At 64.8% G+C, this 19841-nt stretch carries 22 protein-coding genes; 14 read left to right on the top strand and 8 right to left on the bottom strand.

Translation table 11 applies throughout. From position 1 onward, the window contains the following. The first annotated feature begins 116 nt into the window (after positions 1-116). Entirely contained in the window at positions 117-1163 is a 1047-nt protein-coding gene (locus P353_RS22375; protein ID WP_034374703.1) for a pirin family protein, read from the top strand. 11 nt (positions 1164-1174) lie between these two features. Here P353_RS22375 and P353_RS22370 read toward each other — a convergent pair whose 3' ends face one another. Genes P353_RS22370 through P353_RS22360 form a run of 3 tightly spaced genes read right to left on the bottom strand, consistent with a single transcriptional unit; the run spans position 1175 to position 4011 of the window. Beyond that, the gene (locus P353_RS22370; protein ID WP_034374701.1) at positions 1175-1630 is read right to left on the bottom strand and encodes a carboxymuconolactone decarboxylase family protein; all 456 of its coding nucleotides are present in this window, start codon (positions 1628-1630) and stop codon (positions 1175-1177) included. Beyond that, the gene (locus P353_RS22365; protein ID WP_034374699.1) at positions 1602-3011 is read right to left on the bottom strand and encodes a lyase family protein; all 1410 of its coding nucleotides are present in this window, start codon (positions 3009-3011) and stop codon (positions 1602-1604) included. The genes P353_RS22370 and P353_RS22365 overlap by 29 nt, the downstream gene beginning before the upstream one ends. 16 nt (positions 3012-3027) lie before the next feature. Further along, the gene (locus tag P353_RS22360; protein WP_034374697.1) at positions 3028-4011 is read right to left on the bottom strand and encodes a Bug family tripartite tricarboxylate transporter substrate binding protein; all 984 of its coding nucleotides are present in this window, start codon (positions 4009-4011) and stop codon (positions 3028-3030) included. Between the two features lie 98 nt (positions 4012-4109). On the opposite strand from P353_RS22360, the gene P353_RS22355 reads away from it, so the two are divergent. Then, entirely contained in the window at positions 4110-5018 is a 909-nt protein-coding gene (locus P353_RS22355; protein WP_034374695.1) for a LysR family transcriptional regulator, read from the top strand. Positions 5019-5025: 7 nt separating this feature from the next. On the opposite strand, the gene P353_RS22350 is transcribed toward P353_RS22355, so the two are convergent. Continuing rightward, positions 5026-5913, bottom strand: a complete 888-nt coding sequence (locus P353_RS22350) for a LysR family transcriptional regulator (RefSeq protein ID WP_034374693.1) — start codon at positions 5911-5913, stop codon at positions 5026-5028. A gap of 127 nt (positions 5914-6040) precedes the next feature. Here P353_RS22350 and P353_RS22345 point away from each other — a divergent pair, with 127 nt between their 5' ends. The 4 genes from P353_RS22345 to P353_RS22330 all read left to right on the top strand — a co-directional run bounded on the left by P353_RS22345 (position 6041) and on the right by P353_RS22330 (position 9478). After that, complete coding sequence (locus P353_RS22345) at positions 6041-7402, top strand: acyclic terpene utilization AtuA family protein (protein WP_034374691.1); 1362 nt, start codon at positions 6041-6043, stop codon at positions 7400-7402. 15 nt (positions 7403-7417) lie between these two features. Further along, the gene (locus P353_RS22340) at positions 7418-7792 is read left to right on the top strand and encodes a hypothetical protein (RefSeq protein WP_034374689.1); all 375 of its coding nucleotides are present in this window, start codon (positions 7418-7420) and stop codon (positions 7790-7792) included. 142 nt (positions 7793-7934) lie between these two features. Beyond that, entirely contained in the window at positions 7935-8915 is a 981-nt protein-coding gene (locus P353_RS22335) for a Bug family tripartite tricarboxylate transporter substrate binding protein (protein WP_034374687.1), read from the top strand. Between the two features lie 77 nt (positions 8916-8992). Next, positions 8993-9478: an FKBP-type peptidyl-prolyl cis-trans isomerase gene (locus P353_RS22330; RefSeq protein ID WP_034374684.1), complete on the top strand. Its 486-nt coding sequence runs from the start codon at positions 8993-8995 to the stop codon at positions 9476-9478. Positions 9479-9620: 142 nt separating this feature from the next. Here the strand turns inward: P353_RS22330 and P353_RS22325 are convergent, their stop codons facing one another. Further along, positions 9621-10538: a phosphoribosylaminoimidazolesuccinocarboxamide synthase gene (locus P353_RS22325; protein ID WP_003067010.1), complete on the bottom strand. Its 918-nt coding sequence runs from the start codon at positions 10536-10538 to the stop codon at positions 9621-9623. A 442-nt stretch (positions 10539-10980) separates the two neighbouring features. Here P353_RS22325 and hpf point away from each other — a divergent pair, with 442 nt between their 5' ends. The 3 genes from hpf to hprK all read left to right on the top strand — a co-directional run bounded on the left by hpf (position 10981) and on the right by hprK (position 12966). Beyond that, positions 10981-11340 (top strand): ribosome hibernation-promoting factor, HPF/YfiA family, encoded by a 360-nt coding sequence (hpf, locus tag P353_RS22320; protein WP_034374682.1) that lies wholly within the window; start codon positions 10981-10983, stop codon positions 11338-11340. 156 nt (positions 11341-11496) lie between these two features. Beyond that, positions 11497-11970: a PTS sugar transporter subunit IIA gene (locus P353_RS22315; protein WP_003060344.1), complete on the top strand. Its 474-nt coding sequence runs from the start codon at positions 11497-11499 to the stop codon at positions 11968-11970. Between the two features lie 36 nt (positions 11971-12006). Beyond that, on the top strand, positions 12007-12966 hold the full coding sequence (gene hprK / locus P353_RS22310) for an HPr(Ser) kinase/phosphatase (protein WP_003060345.1): 960 nt from the start codon (positions 12007-12009) through the stop codon (positions 12964-12966). Here the strand turns inward: hprK and P353_RS22305 are convergent. The 3 genes from P353_RS22305 to fur form a co-directional block, all read right to left on the bottom strand. Beyond that, entirely contained in the window at positions 12963-14183 is a 1221-nt protein-coding gene (locus tag P353_RS22305; RefSeq protein WP_034374679.1) for a DUF1501 domain-containing protein, read from the bottom strand. The genes hprK and P353_RS22305 overlap by 4 nt on opposite strands. A gap of 11 nt (positions 14184-14194) precedes the next feature. After that, positions 14195-15790, bottom strand: a complete 1596-nt coding sequence (locus P353_RS22300; protein ID WP_034375159.1) for a DUF1800 domain-containing protein — start codon at positions 15788-15790, stop codon at positions 14195-14197. Positions 15791-15946: 156 nt separating this feature from the next. Beyond that, positions 15947-16372, bottom strand: coding sequence for a ferric iron uptake transcriptional regulator (gene fur / locus P353_RS22295; RefSeq protein ID WP_003060349.1), 426 nt, complete (start codon positions 16370-16372; stop codon positions 15947-15949). 144 nt (positions 16373-16516) lie between these two features. On the opposite strand from fur, the gene P353_RS22290 reads away from it, so the two are divergent. The 5 genes from P353_RS22290 to P353_RS22270 all read left to right on the top strand — a co-directional run bounded on the left by P353_RS22290 (position 16517) and on the right by P353_RS22270 (position 19834). Continuing rightward, positions 16517-17062, top strand: coding sequence for an outer membrane protein assembly factor BamE (locus P353_RS22290; RefSeq protein WP_034374677.1), 546 nt, complete (start codon positions 16517-16519; stop codon positions 17060-17062). Between the two features lie 106 nt (positions 17063-17168). Next, positions 17169-18002, top strand: coding sequence for a 4-hydroxy-tetrahydrodipicolinate reductase (gene dapB / locus P353_RS22285; RefSeq protein WP_034374675.1), 834 nt, complete (start codon positions 17169-17171; stop codon positions 18000-18002). A 60-nt stretch (positions 18003-18062) separates the two neighbouring features. Continuing rightward, positions 18063-18722 carry a MotA/TolQ/ExbB proton channel family protein gene (locus P353_RS22280; RefSeq protein ID WP_034374673.1) on the top strand — a complete coding sequence of 220 codons (660 nt, stop codon included), beginning with the start codon at positions 18063-18065 and terminating at the stop codon, positions 18720-18722. 11 nt (positions 18723-18733) lie between these two features. Next, entirely contained in the window at positions 18734-19177 is a 444-nt protein-coding gene (locus tag P353_RS22275; protein ID WP_034374671.1) for an ExbD/TolR family protein, read from the top strand. A 279-nt stretch (positions 19178-19456) separates the two neighbouring features. Next, entirely contained in the window at positions 19457-19834 is a 378-nt protein-coding gene (locus P353_RS22270) for an HPF/RaiA family ribosome-associated protein (RefSeq protein ID WP_003060358.1), read from the top strand. Positions 19835-19841 lie beyond the last annotated feature (7 nt).

The raw sequence follows: 19841 nt of genomic DNA, 5'->3' as shown, positions 1-19841 counted from the left end.
GTTGCAAAAGCGGCAAGTACTGTCCCAGCGGTGATGTCTTTCAAACCCGTGGGCCGGCCTTATCTTCGAGACTTCAGGCCCTGCAGCTGGCAGCGGCCTCTCAAGAGGAGAATTCCATGACCACGAATCGTCCCCCCATTCTGGAAAGCGCCCCGCTGGGGCCGCGCTGGCCCTGCCTGGATCCGTTTCTGTTCTGCGCTCACCACGATGACAGCTATCCGGCCAGCAACGGCGAAATGGGCGTGCAGGCCGTGGAGTTCGAGGGCCGCGAGATGGGCAGCGACTTCAGCGCGCGGAATGGCTTTTCGATGTACCACGGCGAGCCGATTCCGGGCTTCCCGGGCCACCCGCATCGCGGCTTCGAGACCGTGACCCTGGTGCGCAAGGGCCGCATCGACCATGCGGACTCGCTGGGTGCTGCAGCGCGCTTCGGCGGCGGTGATGTGCAGTGGCTCACGGCCGGCAAAGGCATCCAGCACTCGGAGATGTTTCCGCTGCTGAGCAGCGACAAGCCCAATCCGCTGGAGCTGTTCCAGATCTGGCTGAACCTGCCTGCGAGGAACAAGATGGTGGAGCCCCACTTCACCATGTTCTGGAACGAGCAGATTCCGCGCCTGAGCTTCAGCGATGCGGCGGGCCGCAAAACCACTGTCACCGTGGTGGCCGGAGCCCTGGACGGCGCGGACCCGGCCTTGCCGCCACCGCCCGAGTCCTGGGCTTCCCAGGCCGACAGCGACGTGGCCATCTGGACGCTGGAGCTGGAGCCCGGTGCCCGCTGGACCATGCCGAAGGCCGCAGGCCCAGAAACCCATCGCATGCTCTACTTCTTTGTGGGCAAGAGCATGACCGTGGGGGGCGAAACCGTGAACGGCCATCTGGCCATGCATGTCGACGCTCAACGCGATCTGGAGCTGGTCAACACCGGCGATGTCAGCGCAGAGCTGGTGCTGCTGCAGGGCAAGCCGATTGGCGAGAAGGTCGCGCAGTACGGTCCCTTTGTGATGAACACCCAGGAGGAGATCATGCAGGCCATGCAGGACTATCGCCGCACCCAGTTCGGCGGCTGGCCCTGGAAGGACAACGACCCGGTGCATGGCGCCGAGAACCGTCGCTTTGCGCGCTACCCGGGCTCGGACATCGACGAGCAGCCGCCACTGGCCTGATAAGGCCAGGCTCAAGGGGCGAAGCTGGCGGCCTCCGGCATGCGCCCCAGCTCCCCGAGTACCTTGAGCGTGACCGCCATGCCGGTGTTGCCCGCAGGCACGCCGGCATAGACGGCGGTCTGCAGCAGCACCTCGCGAATGGTGTCCAGGTCCAGCGGCGCGGCCTCGCTGTCGGCCGGGTCGGCCTGCAGTCCCGTGCGTATGTGCAGCTCGAACTCCTCCCAGCGCCCCATGGCGGCCGTGATGGCCAGCACCATGATGCGGCGCGTGCGGCGCTCCAGGCCCGGGCGGCTCCAGATGCCGTCCCAGGCATAGGCGGTGATCATGCGCTGGAACTCCACATTGAGCACATTCGCGTTCTCCACGGACCGCTGCACCCAGGCATCGCCGAGCACGCGGCGGCGATTGGCCAGGCCGCGCTGCAGGCTGTCGGTGGCTTCAGGGACAGAGGTGGGCGTGTTCTGCATTGACGGGGCTTTCTTCAAGGGTGGCTGCCGCACGGCTGGCCAGAAGGGCCAGGCATTCGCGCTGCGAAGCCTGTACGGCCTGCTGCGGGTCGCAGGCCAGGGACAACGCGCGCCGCAGTGCGGGCAGTTGTTCGGGGGTGAGCTCGGCAGTGGTGCGGCTGGCGGCCCATTGCACGAGCAGCTCCTGCAGCTCGCGCTGCTGCTCCAGCGCCAGGGGGGCGAGCTGCTCCACGGCGGCCAGGGCTTCATGTTTGCCGGTGAAGGGCGCCAGCGCATGCACGCATGCCTCAGAAAACACCAGGCCCCGCAAGCCGGCCACATGCTCCAGCATGCGCTGCGGGTGGACCTGCAGCGTCTGTGCGGCCTGGCGCAGTGCGGTGGCCGCGCCATGAGCATGGCGCCACAGATCGGGCCAGTGGGCGACCTCCGCCTGCCATTCACCCAGTGCGCGCTCGTGGGCCTGGGTCATGCAGCTCAGCAGCAGGGCGGCCAGCGGCGGCACGGCCTGGGTCTGGGCCACGGCCTGCATGCAGTGCACGGGATTGCGCTTGTGCGGCATGGCGCTGGAAGTGCTGCCGCGCGCGGCCTCGCTGATCTCTGCGACCTCGTACTGCGACATCAGCGACCAGTCGCGCGCCAGCTTGGACAGGCTGCCGCAGCACACAGCCACTTCCATGGCCAGGCGCATCCAGCTGTCGCGCTGCGTATGCCAGCTGTGGCCGCAGGCCTCGAGGCCCAGGTGCCGCGCCAGCGCCCGCTCCACCGCCAGCCTGCGCGTGCCCAGGGTTGCGCCATTGCCCACGGCGCCGCCCAGCTGCACGCATAAGGCCTGGGGCGCCAGCTGCGCGAGCTGGTCGATGCTGCGTTGCAGCGCCGCAGCCGACTGTGCGCATTTGAGGCCGAAGCTCGTGATCTGTGCGGGTTGCAGCAGGCTGCGCGCCAGCATGGGCGTGGCCGCATGCCGTGCGGCCAGCTCCAGCAGTGCTGCGACCAGTGCCTTCAGCTCGGCCAGCAGTGCCTGCAGCGCCTGCTGGGTGAGCAAGGCGCTGGCCGTGTCCACGGCATCCTGTGTGGTCGCGCCCCAGTGCAGCCAGGGCAGGCCCTGGGGGGCATGCGCCTGCAGCCACTGCTGCAGCGGCTTGACCAGGGCCAGGCCCAGCGCACCGCTGGCGCGAGCTTGCTCGGCAATGCGGTCGCGGTCCAGGGGCGCCTGCGCGCAGGCGCTGGCAATGGCCTGGGCCGCAGGCTCCGGAATCAGTCCGCAATCGGCTTGTGCCCGGGCCAGGCCGGACTCGAAGCGCAGCAGTGCCTGCAGCCACTGCGCATCGGAAAACCAGGCGCCGCCGCCGGCCGGGCCCAGATAGTCGTTCACCAGAGTCATGTTGCTCGCGCCGGCCTCAGGCCGTGGCTCCCGATGCCTTGATCACTGCCGCCCACTTGCTGCTTTCCTGGCGGATGCGGGCTGCGTACTGTTTGCTGTCGCCCAGCAGCGGCACGGCCCCTTCCACCTCCAGGCGCGACTGGAAGCTGCTGGAGGCCGCCACCTTGAGGATGTCGCGACCCAGCGCGCCGACGGTCTCCTGCGTCGTGCCCTTGGGGGCCAGCACGCCATAGGTCAAAGAGCTCTCGAAATCCGCCAGGGCCGGCACACCGGACTCTGCCACCGTAGGCACATCGGGCAGCTGGCGCTGGCGCTTGGCGCCGGTCACGGCCAGGGCGCGCAGCTTGCCGGCCTTCACCAGGGCCATGGCCGCCGGGATCACGCCGAAGCTGAAGTCCACATTGCCGCCGACCAGATCGGTCAGCGATGGTGCGGTGCCCTTGTACGGCACGTGGATGGCCTTGGCGCCAAGGGCATGGGCGAACATCTCGCCCGTGAGGTGGCCACCCGTGCCCGAGCCGCTGGAAGCGTAGTTGAGCTCGCCGCTGCGGCGGCGCAGCAGCTCGGCCAGCTGGGCCACGTTCCGGGCGGGGGACGCAGCCGGCACCACCAGCAGCAAGGCCGAGGAAGCGAACATGGCTACCGGCTGCAGATCGGTGGAGGCATTGAACTTGAGGCCCGGATAGAGCGAGGGATTGATGGACACCGTGCCTGTATGGCCGAGCAGGAAGATGCTGCCGTCGGCGGCAGCGCGCACCACCATCTCCGTGCCCAGATTGCCGCCCGCGCCGGCCTTGTTCTCCACGATCATGCCGTAGCCCAGGGAGTCGTTGAGTCCGTACGCCATCTGCCGCGCAAGCACATCGTTGCCGCCACCGGGCGCAAAAGGCACGACGATGCGCGTGCTGCGACGCTGGGCCCAGGCGGGCAGGGCGGCGGCCATGCCGGCAGCTGCGATGGACAGCCAGTGGCGGCGGCTGAGGAAATCGGACTCGCGCATTTTTTGTCTCCTTGTCAGTTCGTTGTCCGCAGTGTGGTCCAGGCCGGCGCTGGAAAACAGGGCTTGCGGCTGGCATTTGTTTGAAGAAAATGTGTGAAATGGATGTCAAGTACATACACAATTTCTTGCGCGTCGTGCAGACCGGCTCCATGTCCGAAGCCGCGCGCCAGCTCGACCTCAGCCCTTCGGCCATCGCCCAGCAGATGCGCGTGCTTGAAACCGGGCTGGGCGCTGCCCTGCTGGTGCGCCATGGCCGCAGCGTGCGCGCCACCGCGGCCGGCGAGCGCCTGTTCGAGCGCGGGCAACGGCTGCTGCAGGACTTCGACGGTCTGCGGGAATGGGTGCAGGGCGATGCCGATGGCGGCGAGCTGCGCCTGGGCACGGTGAACACGGCACTGCACGGTTTTCTGCCCGCCGTCCTGCAGGCCTTCGTGGCCCGCCACGAGCAGGTGCGCATCAGCGTGCGTGCGGGGCTCACGCCTGAGCTGTACACCGCCCTGGTGCAGTCCGAGCTCGACGTGCTGATCTGTCTCAAGCCCTCCTTCGATCTGCCTAAGACCGTCTGCTGGGCCGAGCTGCGCGACGAACCCCTGGTCGTGCTGTGCCACCGCGAGGACGCACATCAGGACCCGCTGGCGCTGCTGCGCAGCCGCCCCCTGGTGCGCTATGACCGCGCGCTGGCCGGCGGGCGCCTGGCTGACCGCTACCTCAAGGCCCAGGGCATAGTCCCCGTGGAGCGCATGGAACTCAACTCGGTGCTGGCCGTGGCCATGATGGTCGACCAGGGCCTGGGCGTAGGCCTGGTGCCCGACATCGGCAGCGTACTGGCTCAGGGGCGCGAGGTGTGCGCGCTGGCGTTGCCGCACGGGAGCGCGGGCAGCGGGTCTGGCGGCACGGGCGACCGCGCCCCGGACGCACGCAAGGTCGGCCTGCTGTGGCTCAACACCTCGGCCCGTGCGCGCTGGGCGCGCAGCCTGCTCGACTGCGCGCGGCAATGTCTAGAGTGACACCCGCTCAGCCGAACTCTCCAGCGAGGAAGTCCACCACGGCGCGCACGCGCGGTGCCAGGGATCTGCCGCGCGGATACAGCAGATAGAAGCGGTCGTCCTCGCTGCGCTCCTGGAACTGCGGCAGCAGCGGCACCAGGGTTCCGCGCTCCAGGTCGGCAGCGATGTGGAAGTGGGCCAACCGCACGACGCCGTGCCCCAGCAATGCCAGGCTGCGCAACAGCTCGCCTTGGTTGGCGCCGATGTGGCTGGGGATGTCTATGGTCTTGAGTCCGCCTTCCTCGTGGAAGGTCCAGCGGTTCCACTGCGTGCGTATGGTGAAGTTCAGGCAGCGGTGCTGCAGCAGGTCCTCGGGTTGCTCGGGATGGCCAAAGCGCTCGAGATACTGCGGCGCCGCGGCTATCACCCAGGGCCTGAGCATCAGAGGGCGGCCGATCAGCGTCTGCTCCGTAGGCCTGCCGCTGTGGATGGCGACGTCTATGCCCTGGCGTACGAAGTCGCCGCGCTCCGTGCCCAGGACGAAGTCCAGATGCAGGCGCGGGTGCCGCTCCAGCAGCAGGTGCAGGCGCGGCGCCACCAGGTACTTGGCCGTGGTCAGCGCCGTATGGATGCGCACTGTGCCCGAGATTTCGGCATCGGCCACGCGCACACAGGCCTCGGCCTGCTCCATGGCCTGCACCACGCGCTGGCTGGCGATGCGAAAGCGCTCGCCTTCCTGGGTCAGGCGTATGGCTGCGGCAATCCGCTCGAACAGCCGCACGCCAAGTCGTGCCTCCATGCGCGCGATGAGCTTGCTTACCGCCGAAGGCGACAGCCCAAGCCTTCGGCCGGCACCGGAAAAACTGCCTTCCTCGATCACGCACAGGAATACCGTCATCTCGCCGAACTGGTCCATCTAAGGTCTTCGCCCCCTGTGAAATTGATTCACATGCGCTGTGCGCGCGCATGCGTTGTCTCTTGAAAAACGACTGTACAGAATGGTCTCAGCCCCCGGCTCTGGGGGAACAACGGAGACAAGCGCAATGAATGACAGCAAGATCCTGCGCATAGGCGCAGGAGCCGCCTGGTGGGGCGACCGCATCGAGCCCGCGGCGCTCAACGCCGAGCATGGCCGGCTCGACTACCTGTGCTTCGAGACCATGGCCGAGGCCACGGTCAGTGCCGCGCAGGTCAGGGCCAGACGGGACCCGTCCTTCCCGGGCTACGACACCTATCTCGACGACCGCATGCGCGCCGTGCTGCTTGCCTGCATGCGCCAGGGCACGCGCATCATCTCCAACCAGGGGTGGATCAACCCGCAGGGCGCGGCCCGGCGCATTGTCGAGCTGCTGCGCGAGCTTGACATCACCGGCGTCAAAGTGGCGGCCGTGGGCGGCAGCCTGATCACCGACCGCGTGCTGTCGCTGGCCCCCACCATTTTGGAGACCGGCGCGCCCACGCAGAGCATTGCCCACTCGCTGATCTCGGCCGAAGCCTATCTCGGGGCCGGCCCCATCGTCGACGCTCTGGCTGAAGGCGCGCAGATCGTGGTCACGGGACGCGTGGCCGACCCTTCGCTGTTCCTGGCGCCCATGGTGCATGAGTTCGGCTGGGACCTGCTGGATCACGAGCGCGTGGGAGCCGGCAGCGCGATAGGCCATCTGATGGAGTGCGGAGCCCAGGTCACCGGGGGGTATTTTGCGGACCCCGGCCTCAAGGACGTGCCCGAGCCCTGGAACCTGGCCTTTCCCATCGCCGAGGTCGATGCCGAAGGCGGCGTGACCCTGTCCAAGGTGGACGGCACGGGCGGCATGATCAGCCTGCAGACAGTCAAGGAGCAGATGCTCTACGAGGTGCACGACCCGGCAAACTACATCACGCCCGATGTGGTGGTCGACTTCACGCAGGCCCGCATCGAGCAGCTGGCGCCAGACCGCGTGCGCGTGACGGGTCTCACGGGCAAGCCGCGCACGCCCACGCTCAAGGTCTCCATGGGATGCACGGAGGGCTTCATCGGCGAGGACATGTTCTTCTACGCCGGCCCTGGCGCGCTGCGCCGCGCCCAGCTGGCCAGGCGCATCCTGGAGGAGCGCCTGCGCATCGTGAAGCTCGATGCCGAAGAGGTGCGCATCGACTTCCTGGGTCTGAATGCCGTGCATGGCGCTGCCACGCCGGCGGATGCGCCCGAGCCCTATGAAGTGGCCGTGCGCGTGGCGGCACGCACCCGTTCGCGCGAGGAGGCGGCGAAAGTGGGGCGCGAAGTGGACGGCATGGCGGTCTCGGGAATTGCCCACACCGGCAAGCGCGTGCCGCACCAGGAGCGCACGCGCGAGGTGATAGGCGTGTGGTCCGCTCTGGTGCCGCGCGAGCAGGTGACGGCGCATATCGACTACTTCACGAGCTGAGCAGGGGAGCAAAACATGCAGGACATGAACCAGGACATCCGGGTGCCGCTGGAGCAGGTGGCGCATACGCGCTCGGGCGACAAGGGCAATACCTCCAACATCGCCGTTTTTGCCTACGAGCCCGAGCTCTATGCGCTGCTCAAGCAGCAGCTGAGCGCCGAACGCTTCAAGGCCTTTCATGGCCGGGCCATCACCGGCGAGGTGCTGCGCTACGAGGCCGATAACCTGCACGCGCTGAACTTCGTGGCGCACGGTGCGCTGGGCGGCGGCGTCTCGCGCAGCCTGTCGGTGGACAACTACGGCAAGGCACTGTCGGCGGCCATCCTGGGCTTCGAGCTGCTCGTGCCAGCAGCGCTGGTGCCGCTGCTGCGCCGCCGTGCGCCGGGCTGAGCCGGCACGGGCATCCGCCGCATATTCCAAAACACGACTTACGCAAAACAGGTTGAGGCCAGACGAGTGCCTCAAGTGGCCGGCCGTTGTTGCATTCTTGTTTGCGTAGGTACTGCAAAAAACACCACCAGGAGACACCGCAATGACCTCGCATCTGTTTCGCGCCCTGGCTGCCGCCGCGCTGGCCATGGCGGCCTGCACGGCTGTTGCCTTCGCGCAGGCCCCGGCCTATCCCGCCAAGCCCGTGCGCATCATCGTGCCCTATCCGGCAGGAGGCACCACGGACATCATCGCGCGCCTGGCGGCGGCCCAGCTGTCCGAGCGGCTGCGCCAGCCCTTTGTCGTCGAGAACCGGGCCGGCGCCAGCGGAGCCATAGGCTCGGTAGCCGTGGCCCAGGCCGCCGCTGACGGCTATACCCTGGTCATGGGAACGGCCAGCTCGCACGGCATCAACTCGGCGCTGCAGAAAAACCTGCCCTATGACGCCGTCAAGGACTTCGCGCCGGTCACCGTGGTGGCCAGTACGCCCAACATCATCGTGGTCAATCCCAGCGTCCCCGCGCGCACCCTGGGCGAGTTGCTGGCGCTGGCCAAGGCCAGGCCCGGGCAGATCAACTTCGGCTCGACCAGCCCCGGCGGCTCTCCGCACATGAGCGCCGAGCTGCTCAAGATGATGGCCAGCGTGGACATGACCCATGTGCCTTACAAGGGCGCATCGCCCATGCTCACCGATCTCATGGGTGGGCAGATACAGGCCGGCTTCGACAACCTGCCGTCCACCATCGCCTTCGTGCGCAGCGGCAAGCTGCGGGCGCTGGCCGTGACCACGGCACAGCGCTGGCCCGGGGCGGCAGACATTCCCACCGTCGCCGAAAGCGTGCCCGGCTACGAGGTCTCGGGCTGGTTCGGCCTGCTGGCGCCGGCGGGAACGCCCAAGGCGGTGCTCGACACGCTGCAGACCGCAGTCGCCCAGGCCGTGCGCGACCCCGAGGTGACCCGGCAACTGCGCGGCCTGGGCGCCGAGCCCGTGGCCAGCAGGCCCGAGGCCTTCGCGCAGCAGATCCGCGCCGACGTGGACAAATGGCGCGGCGTGGTTAAGGCCACGGGCGTGACACTGGAATAGCCCGAGTCGCCGACAATGGCAGCTTTGCGCGGTGCCTGACTCGGGTTCAGGCACCGCCCCACTCGAAATCCATCGTCATGAACATCACCAAAGACACTGCCGTCACCATCAACTACAAGATTCACGAGCTGCTTGCGGGCGGCGTGGCCGTCAAACTGCTGGACAAGGGCGATGTGGCCTATCTGCACGGCGGCTATGACAACATCTTCGCCAAGGTCGAAGCCGCTCTGGACGGCAAGCAAAAAGGCGATGTCGTGACTGTGGACCTGGCCGTGGCGGACGCCTTCGGCGAGCGCGACGAAAGCCTCCAGCGCACCATTCCCAAGGGCGAGTTCCCTGCGGGCGTGAAGGTGGGCGGCCAGCTGCGCGGCACCAACGACCAGGGCCTGCCCCAGATCTACAACGTGGTGAAGATCAAGGGCCCCGTGGTCCTGCTGGACGGCAACCACCCTCTGGCCGGTTTTGCGCTGCGCTTCAGCGCGGTGGTCAACGAGGTGCGTGAGGCCTCCGAAGAAGAAATCGCCCACAAGCATGTGCACGGCGGTCACGGCCACCACCACTAAAAACATAGCTGCAAGCGCATGCTAATAAAGGATTTCAGCGTTATTTAATGCTGAAATCCTTTATCTGAAAGCGCAAGAAGCTATCAAAAAAGGCCCCCGGATTTCTGTTCCGGGGGCCTTTTGTTCGCTTGGGACTGATCGCTCAGGCGGTCAGGCGATCCAGCGCTTCGCGGTACTTGGCCGCCGTCCTGTCGATCACTTCCTTGGGCAGGCGGGGCGCGGGAGCCTTCTTGTCCCAGGCCTTGCCGTTGACCTGCGCCTGCTCCAGCCAGTCGCGCACGAACTGCTTGTCGTAGCTGGGCGGGTTCTCGCCCTTGGCCAGCGCGTCCTCGTAGCCTTCCACAGGCCAGTAGCGCGAGCTGTCGGGGGTCAGCACCTCGTCCATCAGCACCAGGGTGCCGTCTTCGGTCAGGCCGAACTCGAACTTGGTGTCGGCAATGATCATGCCCTTGGTCAGCGCGATCTCGGCCGCTTCCTTGTAGATGCGGATGGCGGTGTCGCGGATCTGGGCAGCGAGTTGCTCGCCCACCATTTCCACGGTGCGCTCGTAGGTGATGTTCTCGTCGTGGTCACCCATTTCGGCCTTGGCCGCGGGGGTGTAGATGGGCTCGGGCAGCTTGGCGGCATTGGTCAGGCCGGCGGGCAGCTTCACGCCGCAGACCGATTGCGATTCCTGATATTCCTTCCAGCCGCTGCCGGCCAGATAGCCGCGCACCACGGCCTCGATCAGCACGGGCTTGAGGCGCTTGACCAGCATGGAGCGGCCCTCGACCTGCTTGACTTCCTCGGGCTTGACCACGGACTCGGGCGCTTCGCCGGTCAGGTGGTTGGGGCAGATATGGCCCAGCTTGTCGAACCAGAACAGCGCCATCTGCGTCAGCAGCACGCCCTTGCCGGGGATGGGCTCGCCCATGATCACGTCAAAGGCAGACAGGCGGTCGGAGGCCACCATCAGGATGCGGTCATCGCCCACGGCGTAGTTGTCGCGGACCTTGCCACGCGCGAGCAAGGGCAGCGAGGCAATGTTGGAGGTATGCAGGGCGGAGGGCTGGGTGGTCATGGTCGAGATAGGGGCTGTCAGGCAATTCAGGCGTGCAGTCGGTCAGCAGGCGCCTGAAAGCCCAAGGGGCTGCCAGCGTCGCAGGCCCGAGAGGCGGCTGCGTAAAAACGCGATTTTAATGGCGCAGGCAGGGGTTTGGACGGTCACGGTCTTTGCCAGTGCGCGCCTGCTGCGATCGAGGCCCTGGGGCATGCAGGCGTATCCCTTGCATGCGGGTCAAAGCCACTCATTGTGGCGGCAAAACCGGCTGTCATCAAACCGTCAAACAAGGCCCCTGGCGAGCCTGCGCTATCACGGTCTTTTCGTTGCCTTTGGCGTGGGGCGGGCGCATAGTGGGTTCACAGCAAAGACGAATGCGCATTCCGAACTGCCAGGCTGCGGCACAGCCATCAGGCGCTGTGAAACCGCAGTGATTTCACCGAGAGCTAAGGAGTGTTTTGTTATGAATTTGACGATTAGCGGGCATCACCTGGAGGTCACTCCCTCGCTGCGCAGCTATGTCATGGCCAAGCTGGAACGCATTCTCAGGCACTTCGATCAGGTTGTGGACGTGAAGGTACTGCTCACAGTCCACAAGCAAAAGGAAAAAGACAAACGACAGCGCGCCGGTTGCACGGTGCGCGTCAAAGGGCAAGACTTGTTCGTGGAGACGCAGCATTTCGACCTCTATGCCGCCGTGGATGCCCTGGCCGACAAACTCGACCGTGTGGTGATGCGCTACAAGACTCGTCAGCAAGGCCCGCGTGCCACAGCCAAGCGACTGGACTCCGGGGGCTTGCAGCTGGCGCAGGTGTCAGGTTGATGAAAGCGAGGCGCAAACCTAGCTTTTGCGCCGGTTTGTTGCAGGGCTGTCGCCTTGTTACAACGCTAAAAGCGCCGCCCTACGGGGCGGTTTTTGATGGTGATCAGGGTTTCCCCACGGTTTTCAGCGCTGCGGTGCATAATTGTTGATCACACCATGAATCGCCTAGCTTCTATCCTTCCCGCCGCTCAAGTGCTTGTGAGCGTTGATGTCACCAGCAAGAAACGCGCTTTCGAGGAAGCGGGTTTGCTCTTTGAGAGCTTGCATGGTCTGTCCCGTGCCCTGATCACCGATAGCCTGTTCGCACGCGAACGCCTGGGCTCCACCGGTCTGGGGCATGGAGTTGCCATTCCCCATGGCCGCATCAAGGGCCTGACGGCTCCCATGGCGGCCGTGTTCCAGCTGGCCAGCCCCATCGGCTTCGATGCGCCCGATGAGCAGCCGGTCGGCCTGCTGATCTTCCTGTTGGTGCCCGAGGCCGCGACGCAAAAGCACCTGGAAATTCTCTCCGAGATCGCCGAGCTGCTCAGCGACAGCCAGTTGCGCGAGCGCCTGAAGTCGTCCACCGATGCGCAGCAGCTGCACGGCATGATCGACAGCTGGCAGTCCTCCATCACCTCCCAGGCCTGAGTCCTGGCCCTTCTCTTTGACTGACAGGGCCTTGCCATGAGACCCAGCGCCATCAGTGCCGACGTACTGTTCGAGGCATTTCGCAACTCCAGCCTGCGCTGGCAGTGGATAGCGGGGCTGGGCGCCTCCGAGCGCCGCTTCGACGAAATGGCCGTGCGCTCGGCGCGCTCGGGTGCCGATCTGGTGGGCTATCTCAACTACATCCACCCCTACCGGCTGCAGGTGCTGGGCGAGCGTGAAATCGCTTACCTGACCAATGCCACCTCCCAGGACTGCCTGCGCCGCATCGCCCGCATCGTCACGCTGGAGCCGCCGGTGCTGGTGCTGGCCGACGGGCAGGACGCGCCTGACGAGCTGATCTCCATGTGCGAGCGCGCGCATATCCCGCTGTTCTCCACCAAGGAGCAGTCGGCCTTCGTCATCGACGTGCTGCGTGCCTATCTGTCCAAGCATTTCGCCGATCGCATCACCATGCACGGCGTGTTCATGGATATTTTGGGCATGGGGGTGCTGATCACGGGCGAATCGGGTCTGGGCAAGAGCGAACTGGGGCTGGAGCTGGTCACGCGCGGCAATGGCCTGGTGGCCGACGATGCGGTGGACCTGTATCGCATCAACCAGACCACGGTCGAAGGCAAATGCCCCGAGCTGCTGCAGAACCTGCTTGAGGTGCGCGGCATTGGCCTGCTCGATATTCGCGCCATCTTTGGCGAGACGGCCGTGCGACGCAAGATGCGGCTCAAGCTCATCGTGCATCTGGTGCGCAAGGAAACCATGGAGCGCGAATACGAACGCCTGCCCGCCGAGCCGCTGACTCAGGATGTGCTGGGCGTGCCCGTGCGCAAGGTCGTGATCCAGGTGGTGGCGGGCCGAAACATCGCCGTGCTGGTGGAAGCTGCGGTGCGCAATGCCATTTTGCAGCTGCGCGGCATCGACACCTACCAGGAATTCGTGATGCGCCACCGCCGCGCCATGGAAAGCGGCGAGTCGTTCTAGACCAGCTGCAGCCTGCCGGGCTGCGAGGCCGGAAAGATCTGCTGCAGCTGCGATGCGTTCAAGCCGTACATGCGGGCAAACAGGCCGCCGAGCAGGGAGCGGTATTCGTTGAGCACGGGGTAGTCGCGGTTCTGAAACAGCGCTTTTTCGGTGACTTCGATCTGCTCGCCCAGCACCTTGCCGCCGGCCTGGGCCGAAAGGCCGCCGCCGAGAAACCAGTAAGCCGTGCCATGGCCGTGATCCGTGCCCTTGTTGCCGTTTTCGCGAAAAGTGCGGCCGAACTCGCTGATCACTGCCACCACGGTATGGCGCCAGGCCTCGGCTCCCATGGACTCGGCGAACGTCGCCAGGCCCTGGCTCAGATCGCTGAGCCGGTTGGCCAGATTGCCGCTGGCGGCGCCCTGGTTGACATGGGTGTCCCAGCCTCCGATATCGACAAAGCCCAGGTCGAACTGCTCGCGCATCAGGTGCGCCATGCGCTGGGCTACCAGGCTGAAACCCTTGGCACTGATGGCATTGCGCCCGGCCTGGTCCATTTCCTCTTGCATGCTGCGCTGCACGGCACGCTGCACCGCAAAGCCTTCGCGCACCGGGACTTCCAGGCTCGAGCCCTGGTACATGGAGGCAATGATCTGGCTGCGCTGCTCGTCCACGGCCGTCTTGCGCACGGATGCCAGCGCCATGTTCGCCACCTGGGCGCTGCCGCGCAGACATAGCGGCAGCTGGGCGGTAAACGCCATGGGACTGAGGCTGAGCCGGCTCTGGCTGTCGGCCTGCAGCACCCGGGTCAGCCGGTTCAGAAAGCCGCTTTGATAGCTTTTCACTCCTTCCTGGGGCTGGCCCAGCTCGATCGAGTCCTGGGTTTCGAAATGGCTGCGCGAGAGGTCGTTGCTGCCCGCAAACGGAACAAAACAGGCCTGACCCTGTTCGTACAGCGGCAGCAGACTGCTTTGCAGCGCGGGATGCAGTCCCCATTGAGGGTTCAGGGCCAGGGCCCCGTCGGCCGATCCCGGGCGCGCTATGGCGATGCTGGGCCTGGCCTGATAGTAGAAGTCGCTATGGGTTGGCACCAGCAGGCTGTTGCTGTCGTAGGCGCCGCGCAGGAAGACCAGCAGAAAACGGGGCGAGCCGCTTTGCAAGGGCGCGGCCAGACCTTGGCCCAGTTGGCACAACAGCGGCAGGGCCGCGCCGAGGCTGAGAAATTGACGTCTTTGCATGGCCGCCCTCCTTAGCGATACATCATTTCGGGGGCGGAGAGGAAAAAGCTGTTCCAGTCCGCTGGGTTCCTGGCCTGGGCCAGTGCGGCGCGGGTGGCGGCACTCAGTGCCGGCAGGCGAGCCTGGACGCTGCTGCGCTTGTCCAGTTCGGGATACGGCGGCTTCTCCAGAGGCTGCTGCGGGCTGTTGCGGAACAGCAGCGCGCCGCGGCTGCCAATCTGCCTTGCCACATCGAAACGGGCATTCATCTGGCCGGAGCTGGACCAGTCCGACTGGGCCAGAGGGTAGCCGTCAGGAGTTTCGTGGCCGTACAGCGGCTGGCCCAATTGATTGAGCCAGTTCTGTACCGGGGACACATCGCTGGCCACGCGCTGGTCGTAGGCCAGGCGTGTGGCGCCCAGCACATAGTGGACCGGGTCCTTGAAGCCCTGGCCGAATTGCTGAGCCTGAGGGTCGCTCAGCAGGGCCGCCAGCGTGGCGGCAATATCACCATGGCTGCGCTCGAAGGCCAGTGCCACGTGGTCGACCACGGCAGGGGGCGGCTTGTCGCCGAGAAAATAGACGGACAGCTTGCGCGCTATGAACTGTGCGGTGACTGGCGAAGCCACTATGCGGTCTATCGCCTCGTTGACCTGGGCCAGGCCGCTTTTTTCCAGCGGCTTGCCGAGCAAGACCTGGGGGGTGTAGTCGTGGCGGTTGGGGTTGAATTCAAAGAAGCCATGGCGCACATAGTCACCCTGGCGTTCGGGGCGCAGCTTGGGCGGCGGGGCATCGGCTTCCCGGATGCTGAAGCCCACACCGGTCAGCACATGGGCCATGGCCTGCACGTCGGCCTGGGTGTAGCCGCTGCCCACGCCCATGGTGTGCAGCTCCAGCAGTTCGCGCGCGTAGTTTTCGTTGATGCGCCCGGCGGCATTGCTGGCATTGTCCAGATACAGCAGCATGGCCGGATGGCGCATGCTGGCAGTCAGCAGCTCGCGGAACTTGCCCAACGCATGGGGTCGAATGGCGCGCTCCTCATAGTCAGCCACCCACATGCGTACATCGCCCTTGCGGGTACTGACGTTGAAGTGGTTCATCCAGAACCAGGTCATCTGCTCTTGCAACTGGTGAGGCGAGTAGAGCGCGCGCCAGATCTGGCGTTTCTGGGCTTCGGCGCCCAGCTGATTGAGCTGGCGCTGCAGCTCGCCGCGCAGTTTCGCGGCTTCCTCGGGATCCTGGCTGTTGCGAATGGCCAGACGCTGCTCGGCAATCTCGCGCTGGATCTGCATCATGGGCTTCTGGCTGATGCCCAGGGCATCGATGTGCTGCTGCACCTCGGCAGGCATGGGCTCGGATGACGGGCTGAGCTGGGCTGCCAGCCAGCGCTTCAGGCCCTGCTGCTGCAGCCGGGCCGCATCATGGTCGGTTGCGCCCCAGGTGACCCGGTCCAGCCATTGCTGGCTTTGCAGCGCGCTGGGCTTGTCGGGCAGGGCGCTGCTGCTCAGCGTCTGCAGCATCTCGGGGCTGGGGCGGCCCGATGAGGGAGCCAGCGGTGCGCAGGCGGTCAGGGCGACAGCAGCCAGGCTGAGCAGGGTCTTGGTGGGTGAAAAGTGCAGCAGCCGCATGAACCAGACCTCCTCAAACACGGGAATGACTGCAGCATAAGCAGTCCGGCTCGATATTGGTTTGAGGTCTGATGGAACTATGTAAAGAAGTCCTCTCCAAATGTAAAAAGGGCAAGACATCTGCATGTCCTGCCCCCTGGGTTTACGGCCGCGTCCTTACTTGGCGGCGCGTGTGGCGCACTCGGCGCACTGGCCATAGAGCGCCATGGAGTGATCCTGGATCACCCAGCCCTTTTCCTTGGCGATCAGGTTCTGGCGCTTCTCGATCTCGGCGTCATAGAACTCCTCGACCTTGCCGCAGCTGGTACAGACGAAGTGATCGTGGTGCTGGCCTTCGTTGAGCTCATAGACGGCTTTGCCGCTTTCGAAGTTGCTGCGGATCAGGATGCCGGCCTGCTCGAACTGGGTCAGCACGCGGTAAACGGTGGCCAGGCCAATATCCGAGCGCTCGTCCAGCAGCACGCGGAACACGTCTTCGGCCGTCATGTGGCGCTGGGCACCCTTCTGGAAGATTTCCAGGATTTTCAGACGCGGCAAAGTGGCTTTGAGGCCCGTGCTTTTGAGTTCATCAATATTTTTCATGTCGGCTCTCTTGGTGGACTACGGGCACATGGAAGGCTGGAATCACTTGTTGGAAGAAGCTTTACACGCGGATAAAGGGAATCTCCAAGTGCCTCCGGGGCCTGCCGCTACAATGAACCCGATCATATCCCTATGCCATTACCCATGCATGTTCAAGCCCGTAGCCGCTCAGGTCTGGCCCTGACGTTGGCAATCGCAGCGGCACTGGCCGGCTGCAACAGTATCGATGGCGCCGCGCACCGTGTCGCCAATGCCGTCACTCCCTATAAGGTCGATGTCGTGCAGGGCAACTTCGTGTCCAAGGAGCAGGTCGAGGCCTTGCAGCCCGGCATGAGTCGTCAGCAGATTCGCGACATCCTGGGCACACCCCTCGTGACCAGCGTGTTCCACGGCGATCGCTGGGAATACGTGTTCACCATCAATCGCCCCGGTGTGGAGTCGCAAATCCGCAAGCTCACCGTCTTCTTCAATGGCGATGCCTTTGCGCGCGCCGAAGGTGACGAGATGCCTTCCGAGTCCGATTTCGTGGCCAGCCTCAAGGGCATGAAGGGCACGCCCAAGGTTCCGCAGCTGGAAGCCAGTGAAGCCCAGCTGGCCAAATACCCCGCACGCAATAACACCGAAGCCGAGCAGGCTGCGGCCAATCTGCCGCCCGCCGCCACCAGCTATCCATCGCTGGAATCGCGTTAAGCATCACAACAGGTTGTTCCCCGCTTGCACAAAGCGGTGGATGCTCTCTTTTTATGACGGCGTGGATGCGATCCTGCCGTCTTTCATTTGATCGAGTGATAGCGTCATGACCGCATCCGCCACCCATTCCTCCACCCCTCAGCGCGTTGCCGTGGCGGGTGCCTCCGGCCGCATGGGCCATATGCTGATCGAAGCGATTTTGAACAGCAGCGACTGCGTGTTGGCTGCGGCACTGGACCGCGCCGACAGCCCTTCCATCGGCACCGATCCTTCTGCATTCCTGGGCAAGCCCAGCGGGCTGAAGATCGAAAGCGATGTGCGCGCAGCCCTGTCCAAGGCCGACTGCCTGATCGACTTCACGCGCCCCGAAGGCACGATGGAGCACCTGGCCGTTGCGGCCGATCTGGGCGTGGGCGTGGTCATCGGCACCACGGGCTTCTCGGATGAGCAAAAGACGCAGATCGCCGAGTTTGCCCAAAGAACTTCCATCGTTTTCTCCCCCAACATGAGCGTGGGCGTGAACGTGACCTTCAAGCTGCTGGAGATGGCGGCCAAGGCCTTGCAGCAAGGCGGCTACGACATCGAGATCGTCGAGGCCCACCACAAGCACAAGGTCGACGCACCCTCGGGTACGGCCCTGAAGATGGGCGAGGTGATTGCCGAAGCCCAGGGCACCAAGCTGGCCGACCGAGCCGTGTATGAACGCTTTGGCCACACCGGCGAGCGCAAGGCAGACACCATTGGCTTTGCCACCGTGCGCGGCGGCGATATCGTTGGCGACCACACCGTGCTGTTTGCAGGTACGGGCGAACGCATCGAGATCTCGCACAAGTCCAGCAGCCGTGCAGGCTATGCCAACGGCAGTCTGCGTGCCGTGGGCTATCTGGCCGACAAAAAGACCGGCCAGTACGATATGTACGATGTGCTGAAGCTGCGCTGACCGCGCAATTTGCAAAGGGGCCGTGACGGCCCCTTGCTGTTTCTGGGAGCGAGGTGAGAGATGTCTGCAGGAATGTGGCAATGGCTGGCAGAGGGCGATGCGGTCACATGGGCCACGGCGGCCTTGATGCTGCTGATGTCAGTGCTCAGCTGGGTGGTCATCCTCTACAAGCTCTGGTTTATGGCCGTAGCGCGCCGCAGCGTGCCGCAGGCCGTGGCTGCGTTCTGGCAGATGCCCAATCTGGTCCAGGCTATGGCGCAGGTCAAGGCGCTGGATAGACAGGGGCTGGTGCAGGCCATGGCCGATGCTGTGGGGCAGGGCGGAATGGCTGCGCAAGGCTCTCTGGCACAAAGCGCGGCGCAGGGGCAGCGGCTTTTGCGCAGCCTGCGTGAGGCTCTGGGCCAGGCGTCCGTCCAGCTCCAGTGGGGTCAGACCTTGCTCGCCACCATTGGTGCAACGGCACCGTTTGTGGGTCTGTTGGGTACGGTCTGGGGCATTCACCATGCGCTCGGAACGCTGGCGGGCAGCGGTCAGGTCGATATCGCTCAGCTTGCTGGGCCTGTGGGTGAAGCCCTGGTCATGACGGCCGCCGGTCTGGCCGTCGCTTTGCCTGCTGTGCTGGCCTATAACCTGCTGGGGCGTTCGGCCAGCCAGCTGGAGGCTGTGCTGGAGGGGTTTGCCCATGATCTGCATGCCCAGTTCGGAGTGGATGCTTCATAAAGGATGGCGTCATGGCATTCGGTCGCATGAGCCGCCGTCAGGGGGCGGAAACTCCGATCAGCACCATCAATGTCACGCCGCTGGTGGATGTGATGCTGGTGCTGGTGGTGATCTTCATTCTGGCTGCTCCCATGCTGGCAGCCACCTTGCGAGTGCAACTGCCCAAGGCGCAGGCAGTAGTGCAGCAGGCTGCCGTGAGCAAGAGCGATGCCTTGATGGTTGAGGTCAGCCCAGCCGGCGAAATCTGGATTCAAGGGGCCGTGACGGATGATGCGGCAGTGCAGCAGCAACTGGAAGAGCTGGGGCGGCGCAATCCTCAGGCAGAGGTGCAGCTGCGCGCCGACACCAGCGTTCCCTACGGTCGCGTGGTACAGGTCATGGGCTGGGCCCACGCAGCAGGACTGACGCGCATCGGCTTTGTGGCCGAGCCTGAATCGAAGGCTGGCATTAACTGACGGGCCAAGGCGTAAGAACGCTTACTTTTTGCAAATCACCGGGCAGCATTTTTTGCTTTGGCTCAAGGGCAAAGCTCGTAGAACCTACCCTTGTTGCTATCTCTTTCAAATCAGGGCGAAGCTGCCTCCACAATGGTCAAAGCCCCTGTCCTTTGCTGGCGTAACAAGCCCCGATGGGCAGAACAAGGTTCTGGCGTTACGATGTTTTCGCCTGCCTTTATGGCACCCCTACAGATTTCGCCGCAGCGGTTGCGGCATTTGGTGACTAGGAGGATTTGCATGCAAGTACAGGTTCATGCCGACGATTCCATCCAGGGTGGAGAGTCTCTGGCTCAATGGGCGCAGGAGGAGATCAATGCCAAGCTGGCCCGCCTGAAGGAGTATGTGGTGCGTGTGGAGGTCTTCCTCACGGGCGTTGATGCCCTCAAGACCACTGGCGGCCCAGGCAAACGCTGTGTGCTCGAGACCCGGGCCACAGGTCGCCCCCCCATTGCAGTGAATGCGGAAGCCGAAAAGGTCAAGGAGGCCTTCAGCGCAGCGATTGAAAAGCTCAAGCGCGCGGTGGAAACCGATCTTGGCAAGCTCAAGGACAAAAATCTGCGTGAAAGCGTACGCGGCGTGGATGATCCCAGTGACGAGAATGCCGCAGTGGCTTGAATATGAA

The sequence above is a fragment of the Comamonas testosteroni genome, from assembly GCF_000761245.1.
Classification (GTDB): domain Bacteria; phylum Pseudomonadota; class Gammaproteobacteria; order Burkholderiales; family Burkholderiaceae_C; genus Comamonas; species Comamonas testosteroni_C.
Note: the sequence above shows the minus strand (reverse complement) of the source record. Positions and strands in the feature narration are given on the sequence as shown.

Excerpts from the sequence above, each read along its gene's own strand:
- P353_RS22375 (WP_034374703.1), top strand. The coding sequence starts at position 117 with ATGACCACGAATCGTCCCCCCATTCTGGAAAGCGCCCCGCTGGGGCCG.
- P353_RS22370 (WP_034374701.1), bottom strand. The coding sequence starts at position 1,630 with ATGCAGAACACGCCCACCTCTGTCCCTGAAGCCACCGACAGCCTGCAG.
- P353_RS22365 (WP_034374699.1), bottom strand. The coding sequence starts at position 3,011 with ATGACTCTGGTGAACGACTATCTGGGCCCGGCCGGCGGCGGCGCCTGG.
- P353_RS22360 (WP_034374697.1), bottom strand. The coding sequence starts at position 4,011 with ATGCGCGAGTCCGATTTCCTCAGCCGCCGCCACTGGCTGTCCATCGCA.
- P353_RS22355 (WP_034374695.1), top strand. The coding sequence starts at position 4,110 with ATGGATGTCAAGTACATACACAATTTCTTGCGCGTCGTGCAGACCGGC.
- P353_RS22350 (WP_034374693.1), bottom strand. The coding sequence starts at position 5,913 with ATGGACCAGTTCGGCGAGATGACGGTATTCCTGTGCGTGATCGAGGAA.
- P353_RS22345 (WP_034374691.1), top strand. The coding sequence starts at position 6,041 with ATGAATGACAGCAAGATCCTGCGCATAGGCGCAGGAGCCGCCTGGTGG.
- P353_RS22340 (WP_034374689.1), top strand. The coding sequence starts at position 7,418 with ATGCAGGACATGAACCAGGACATCCGGGTGCCGCTGGAGCAGGTGGCG.
- P353_RS22335 (WP_034374687.1), top strand. The coding sequence starts at position 7,935 with ATGACCTCGCATCTGTTTCGCGCCCTGGCTGCCGCCGCGCTGGCCATG.
- P353_RS22330 (WP_034374684.1), top strand. The coding sequence starts at position 8,993 with ATGAACATCACCAAAGACACTGCCGTCACCATCAACTACAAGATTCAC.
- P353_RS22325 (WP_003067010.1), bottom strand. The coding sequence starts at position 10,538 with ATGACCACCCAGCCCTCCGCCCTGCATACCTCCAACATTGCCTCGCTG.
- hpf (WP_034374682.1), top strand. The coding sequence starts at position 10,981 with ATGAATTTGACGATTAGCGGGCATCACCTGGAGGTCACTCCCTCGCTG.
- P353_RS22315 (WP_003060344.1), top strand. The coding sequence starts at position 11,497 with ATGAATCGCCTAGCTTCTATCCTTCCCGCCGCTCAAGTGCTTGTGAGC.
- hprK (WP_003060345.1), top strand. The coding sequence starts at position 12,007 with ATGAGACCCAGCGCCATCAGTGCCGACGTACTGTTCGAGGCATTTCGC.
- P353_RS22305 (WP_034374679.1), bottom strand. The coding sequence starts at position 14,183 with ATGCAAAGACGTCAATTTCTCAGCCTCGGCGCGGCCCTGCCGCTGTTG.
- P353_RS22300 (WP_034375159.1), bottom strand. The coding sequence starts at position 15,790 with ATGCGGCTGCTGCACTTTTCACCCACCAAGACCCTGCTCAGCCTGGCT.
- fur (WP_003060349.1), bottom strand. The coding sequence starts at position 16,372 with ATGAAAAATATTGATGAACTCAAAAGCACGGGCCTCAAAGCCACTTTG.
- P353_RS22290 (WP_034374677.1), top strand. The coding sequence starts at position 16,517 with ATGCATGTTCAAGCCCGTAGCCGCTCAGGTCTGGCCCTGACGTTGGCA.
- dapB (WP_034374675.1), top strand. The coding sequence starts at position 17,169 with ATGACCGCATCCGCCACCCATTCCTCCACCCCTCAGCGCGTTGCCGTG.
- P353_RS22280 (WP_034374673.1), top strand. The coding sequence starts at position 18,063 with ATGTCTGCAGGAATGTGGCAATGGCTGGCAGAGGGCGATGCGGTCACA.
- P353_RS22275 (WP_034374671.1), top strand. The coding sequence starts at position 18,734 with ATGGCATTCGGTCGCATGAGCCGCCGTCAGGGGGCGGAAACTCCGATC.
- P353_RS22270 (WP_003060358.1), top strand. The coding sequence starts at position 19,457 with ATGCAAGTACAGGTTCATGCCGACGATTCCATCCAGGGTGGAGAGTCT.